Source organism: Jatrophihabitans sp. sgz311053 (assembly GCF_056135305.1).
Genome location: NZ_JBWAXP010000001.1, coordinates 1,500,556 through 1,504,975 on the forward strand (window position 1 = coordinate 1,500,556; position 4,420 = coordinate 1,504,975).

5 protein-coding genes are annotated in these 4,420 nt (G+C 72.7%); all 5 read right to left on the reverse strand.

From position 1 onward, the window contains the following. Positions 1-47: 47 nt before the first annotated feature. The 5 genes from AC0NZQ_RS06690 to AC0NZQ_RS06710 are packed head-to-tail and all read right to left on the reverse strand — an operon-like array spanning position 48 to position 4,384. Positions 48-830 (reverse strand): polyketide synthase, encoded by a 783-nt coding sequence (locus tag AC0NZQ_RS06690; RefSeq protein ID WP_474528900.1) that lies wholly within the window; start codon positions 828-830, stop codon positions 48-50. After that, a complete protein-coding gene (locus AC0NZQ_RS06695) occupies positions 827-1,588 on the reverse strand; it encodes an enoyl-CoA hydratase-related protein (RefSeq protein ID WP_474528901.1) in 762 nt (253 codons plus the stop codon). Before AC0NZQ_RS06695 ends, AC0NZQ_RS06690 begins: the two co-directional genes overlap by 4 nt. Before the next feature lie 2 nt (positions 1,589-1,590). Next, positions 1,591-2,835 (reverse strand): hydroxymethylglutaryl-CoA synthase family protein, encoded by a 1,245-nt coding sequence (locus AC0NZQ_RS06700; protein WP_474528902.1) that lies wholly within the window; start codon positions 2,833-2,835, stop codon positions 1,591-1,593. Next, the gene (locus AC0NZQ_RS06705) at positions 2,832-4,133 is read right to left on the reverse strand and encodes a beta-ketoacyl synthase N-terminal-like domain-containing protein (RefSeq protein ID WP_474528903.1); all 1,302 of its coding nucleotides are present in this window, start codon (positions 4,131-4,133) and stop codon (positions 2,832-2,834) included. The genes AC0NZQ_RS06700 and AC0NZQ_RS06705 overlap by 4 nt, the downstream gene beginning before the upstream one ends. Further along, positions 4,130-4,384, reverse strand: a complete 255-nt coding sequence (locus AC0NZQ_RS06710; RefSeq protein WP_474528904.1) for a phosphopantetheine-binding protein — start codon at positions 4,382-4,384, stop codon at positions 4,130-4,132. The genes AC0NZQ_RS06705 and AC0NZQ_RS06710 overlap by 4 nt, the downstream gene beginning before the upstream one ends. Positions 4,385-4,420: the final 36 nt, after the last annotated feature.

The window sequence follows — 4,420 nt, forward strand, 5'->3', positions numbered from 1 at the left end:
GTCGAGTGTGCCGGCCCGGAACCTGGCCAGGATGTCTCGTGCGTCCATCAGTGCGTCGCCTCTGTCGTCGTCGGGGCAGGGGGCCGGCCGTAGGCCTCGCGAATGCGCTGCGCGACCTCGGGCAGGCGGAACGTCGTCCGATGCATCCGGGCCTCGGCGGCGATGGCGTCGGTGGTGCTGCGCAGCAGCTCACCGGACAGTTCGGCCTTCAGCAGTTCGAGCGAGGTCCGCGGGGCGGCCGCGACGGACTCGGCGAGTTCGAGGGCCCGAGCCGGGACCTCGTCGTGGGCGACGATGTCGAGAGGGGCGTGGCGGCGGGCCAGCTCAGCGCCGCGGTAATTGCGGGCGCTCCAGAGCAGTTCGGTGCCCAGCACTCGGCCGAGCTTGCGCGGCAACACATCGGTGGCACCCATGCCGGGTGTGAATCCGTACCGCATGAAGTTCGCCGCGTAGACCGAGCGGAGGCTGAAGACGGCCAGGTCGGCGTAGAGGGCGAGGACGAGTCCACCGCCGATGGCGTGGCCCTGCACCGAGGCGACCACCGGCAGTGGGCAGCGGGCGAACTCCCGGAAGAAGTCGTCGGTGTCGAAGCTGCCGCGGCCGTCGGCGAAGGCCCGCAGCTCGCGCTGGGTGCCGCCGGCACAGAAAAGCTCCGGCAGCCCTCGGACGAGGACGACTCTGGTCGTCGGCGCGGCCACGGCCTGCGCCATGGCCGTCACCAGGCCGCCGGTGAACTCCGGGGTGAAGGTGTTGCGCCCTTCGCGGTCGGCCATGGTGACGACGGCGACAGCACCGCCGGTCTCGACTCCGATCGGGGACCCGCCCGTCATCGCAGCACCTGCGCGTCGGCGAGGCGGTCGAGCCGCGCACGGACCCCGGCGTCGGCGAGGCGGTCGAGCAGCAGCGCCGAGGCGTCCGGACCGAGATCGGCGTCGCGCGGGTGCAGCCGGGTGCGGAAGGCCTTGAGCGCGGCAGCCGTGTCACGGTCGAGACGGCCGAGGGCCACGAGCGTCTGGCGCAGCATGGTCTCGGCCGGGCCGTCGGCGCGGTCGGCGAGCCCGCAGGCGAGGGCGGCGGCGGGGTCGAAGGACTCCGTGAGCAGGGCGGCGGTGAAGGCGCGTTGCTCGCCGATGCGGCGTGCGACGAAGGGCAGGGCCATGGCCGGGACGAGCCCGACGAGGGTCTCGGTGAGCCGGAACCGGGCGTTCTCGCCGGCGAGGACGAGATCACAGGCGCAGGCCAGTCCGACGCCGCCGGCCGTGGCGGTGCCATCGACGAGGGCAACGGTCACCAGCGGCCCCGACGCGAGCCGTTCGAGCAGGTGCCAGTACGGCAACGCTTCCCCGTCGCTGGACGCCGCCTGCAGTCGCGTGGCCGGCGGTGCTCCGTCGGACAGATCGGTGCCGACGCAGAACCGGGCACCGCGGGCGCTCAGCACGAGAACCCGGCAGTCGGGGTCCTGCTCGGCGTTGCTCAGGGCGCCGGTGAGGGCGTCGAGGAGTTCCGGGGTCAGCGGATTGCCGGCCTCGGGCCGGTCCAGCTCGACCCGGACGACCCCCCGGCCCCGGACGATGGTGAGGGGCGACATGGTCAGGCGCCCACCCAGACGTACTCGCGGTGGTAACCGCGGACGGCCTCGAGCAGCAGCGTCCGACCTCCCGAGGACCCGACGGCCGACTTCATGATCTGCGGGAAGCGATCGAGGTCGAGGTCGAAGTCGCGGGTGCCGAAGCCGAGCTCGGCGGTCGCGGCGAGCAGCTCGTCGTACTCGTCGATGGCCAGGTGATGCCGCCCGGCCAGCTGCTCCCCGATCCGCATGCCACTCAGCACCTGCTGTGACTGCGGCGACACGACGGCGCTGAAGAACTCCGACGAGCATCCCGAGCCGTAGGAGAAGATGCCGATGCGGCGCTCGCCGTCGATCGGGGCGTGCTGGATGGTGCTGGCCAGGGCCAGGAAGACGGTGCCTGCGTAGACGTTGCCGACCTGCTGGGGATAGATGATCGACGGGGCGAGACGCCGGACGAAGTCGTCCTCGATCGCGGCGGGAGTCGTCCGCTTGAGCCGCCGCAGCACGGCTCGGTGCGCGCCCTTGACCATGCCGGGGAACGGGGTGTGCATGGCGAGCAGATCGAGATCCGCGATCAGGTCGGCGCCGCCGACCTTGGCCGAGTAGTCGGTGAAGGAACCGGTCAGGCAATCGATGTAGCTCAGCAGCGACAGGTCAGCGTCGCCTGCCTCGATGGCCGGGTCCGGCCGGCAGGTGTCCATCACCTCGTAGCTGTGCAGGCCGTTGGCGCCGGGGTCGAGGACGGCGACACGCGGGTCGTCGCTGATCAGCATCGCGACGGCCCCGGCGCCCTGGCTGGGCTCGACGTAGGTGTGCGGGACGGGTCGGGCGACGTCGCTGGCGATGACCAGCGCCTTGGCGCCGTCGTGCGGCCCGGCGCCGATGACGGCGGCTGCCATCTGGAGCGCGGCCGTGCCGCTGTAACAGGCCTGCTTCACCTCGAAGAGCCGGCAGGTGCGTGGCAACCCCAGCTGGTCGTGGACGTAGGTGGCCAGCGACTTGCCGAAGTCCAGGCCGGACTCGGTGCCGACGACGACCAGCTCGATGCGCGCGCGCTCGTCCTCGGAGAGGGCGTCCACCAGCGGTGTGGCCGCGTTCACCGCGAACGAGACGGCGTCCTCACAGTGCAGCGCCACGCTCTTGCGCTGCATCATCAGGTTGTCCATGCGGGCGTCGTCCAGACCGCGGGCGGCGAAGAGTTCGGCGACGTCGACGTAGGTACGGGCGCAGTAGACGTTCAGTGCTTCGATGCCGACGTTTCTCATCTGGACTTCCCGGTGGTGGCTGCGCGCAGGACGACAGCAGCGTTGACGCCACCGAATCCCACGCTGGTGGACAGGGCTGTGCGCAGTGGACGGTGCACCGCCTCGCGGCCGACGAAGTGCAGCTGGTCGTCGAGGGGTGCGTCCAGGTTCGGGTTGGGATGGCAAGCGCCGGCGCGCAGCTGCGCGATGCACGCCACGGCCTCGACGAGGCCGGCGGCACCGAGGCAGTGCCCGGTGAGGGGTTTGGTGGAGTTGATCATCGGGGTGGCGCCGTCGAAGACCCTGCGCAGTGCGCGCGCCTCGGTGGCGTCGCCCAGCTCGGAACCGGTGCCGTGGGCGTTGACGTAGTCGATCTCCGCCGGGGTCAGACCGGCCGTGGCGATAGCGGCGCGCATGGCCGCCACCTCGCCGTCGGCGTCCGGCGCGGTCCCGCGACGGGCGTCCAGCCGCTGCCCGTGGCCGGCGATCACGGCCAGTGCGCTCGCCCCGCGGGACTGAGCGGCGGCCGCCGTCTCGAGGACGAGGGCGGCGGCGCCCTCGCCGGCCACGAAGCCCTGCCGGCGGGTGTCGAAGGGGCGGCACATGCTGCCGGGTCGGTCGCGGAAGTGCTCCCACGCCATAGCCCCGCTGAGCCGGAAGGCCTCGCGGGCCGCAGCGGAGAGCCGGACGGCCGGCGCCACCACCAGGACGTGGTCGAGGGCCCCGGAGGCGATGGCGCGGACGGCCTGGACGAGGGCGACCGTGCCGCTCGCCGAGGCGGCGCCGACGGTCCAACCCTCGCCGGTGATTCCGGTGACCTCGGCGACCGTGCCGATGACGTCGTTGTCGAGGTGGGTGAGCGCGTACGACGCGCGCAGCCGTCCGCCGTGTCCGGCGTGCGCGAGCACGGCCGCCGCGCTGTGGGCCAGCGCCAGGTTGCTGCCCGCGCCGACGATGCCGGTGCGGGCTGCGACGGCCGGCTCCGTCACGGTGGGCAGGCCAGCGTCGCGGACGGCGACGAGCGCCACGCAGGCCGCGGTGCGCGCGGGCAGCGGCAGCCGGGAGGCGAGCCGGCAGAGCTGCTCGGCCGTGGCAGGGTCGTCGGCGAGGTGCCGAGCGGCCCACTGCCGCACCTCGAACCCGTCCAGGGTCGCCGCGGGGGCGGACTGGTCGGCGCCGTCGTCCAGGACGACCCCGCTTCGTCCGGCGAGCAGCGCGGCGGCGAAGGTGGCGAGGTCGTCGCCGATCGGGGACAGCACCGAGGCCGCCGTCACCACGACCGGTGACGACGGTGGCCGGCCACCGATCGGTTCGCTCATCCCAGGTGGGCGTGCAGGGTCGTGACGAGCGAGTCGATGTCCGAGACCTCGGCGAAGGCCCGGGCCGGGACCCGGATCCCCAGGTCCTCCTGACTGGCGAGCACGACGTCGGTGCGGTCGAGCGAGTTCGCGCCGAGGTCACGCATGCTCGACGTGCGCGTGATCTGCTCGGGCGACAGCTCGGGCAGCACCTCGATGAGGTTGCGGCGGACGATCTCGAAGACGTCGTCACGGGTCGGGGTCGTGGGCATGGTTCCTCCTGGCGCTACGGGGCTGGTGGGTCGTGA